This window comes from Mycobacterium sp. 1245499.0, from assembly GCF_001673615.1.
Classification (GTDB): domain Bacteria; phylum Actinomycetota; class Actinomycetes; order Mycobacteriales; family Mycobacteriaceae; genus Mycobacterium; species Mycobacterium europaeum_A.
Genome location: NZ_LZMG01000119.1, coordinates 1 through 985, shown reverse-complemented (window position 1 = coordinate 985; position 985 = coordinate 1). Strand labels below are relative to the sequence as shown.

Annotated in this window: 2 protein-coding genes; one reads left to right on the top strand and one right to left on the bottom strand. The window is 62.0% G+C overall.

Features of this window, described 5'->3' with window-relative positions; genetic code table 11:
- Positions 1 to 239: PH domain-containing protein (locus A5646_RS05970; protein ID WP_156765530.1), on the top strand; the 239-nt coding region annotated here is incomplete at its 5' end.
- On the opposite strand, the gene A5646_RS05965 is transcribed toward A5646_RS05970, so the two are convergent.
- On the bottom strand, positions 194 to 853 hold the full coding sequence (locus tag A5646_RS05965) for a GtrA family protein (protein WP_066868524.1): 660 nt from the start codon (positions 851 to 853) through the stop codon (positions 194 to 196). The genes A5646_RS05970 and A5646_RS05965 overlap by 46 nt on opposite strands.
- Positions 854 to 985 lie beyond the last annotated feature (132 nt).

The following is a 985-nucleotide window of genomic DNA, read 5'->3' as shown; positions in this document are numbered from 1 at the left end:
TGATGTTTCGGCACGGGGTGGCCACCCGCACCGGGATCGACATCCCGCTGGCGCGGATCAACAGCGTGGAATTCCGCGACCGCATCACCGAGCGGATGTTCCGCACCGGGACGCTGATCATCGAATCGGCGTCACAAGATCCGTTGGAGTTCTACGACATTCCGCGGCTGCGCGAGGTACACGCGCTGCTGTATCACGAAGTCTTCGACACCCTGGGTTCCGAGGAATCGCCCAGCTGACCGAGCCGGCCTGCCCGGTTGCGCCAGGCGCGCAGCAGCGTGACGTTGTCCTTTTCGATCTCGTCCTCGAAGATCTCGGCGATGCCGCCGGCGGTCAGCGCGGATTCCAGCGCCTTCTCCGGGTCGCGCGCGAACTGGTCGGGGAACACCCAGCGCCTGAACGCCCAGAACCGGAACGCCATCTGCAGCAGGTTGCCGATGATGTAGGCCGAGATGAAGTCGGCGACGTTTTCCACCGCCAGCGACACCATGGGCTCGCGTAGCTGCAACACGTAGCTGGAGAACCACAGCGGCGCCATGGACAGCAGCACCCCCACGCCGCTGAACGCGAAGAACAGCAGCGCCTCGTGGTGGCGCTCGCGGCCGCCGCGGTTGCGGAAGCTCCATTCCCGGTTCAGCACGTAGGACGCGATCACCGCGACAATGCCGGCGATCACCTTTGCGGTCACCGGTTTGGGCTCCAGAATTGTCAGCTTCAGCGTGTAGAAAATCGCCGAGTCGATGACAAATGTGGTTCCGCCGACGATGGCGAATTTGATCAGTTCGTGGTGGCGTAGCAAATAGGGCTGCATAACCCTAGGCAGACGCGAAATCGTGGCTTCGGCGAAGGACACAACACGTCAGTGTACGGACGGACACAAATTCGACGCAAAATTGTACGTAACAATTCGGTGTCGGCCCCGGTCAACACGCCTTTAGCGTCGGGAGTTTCGCCGTGACACCATGATGGCCGTGCCGAGTACACG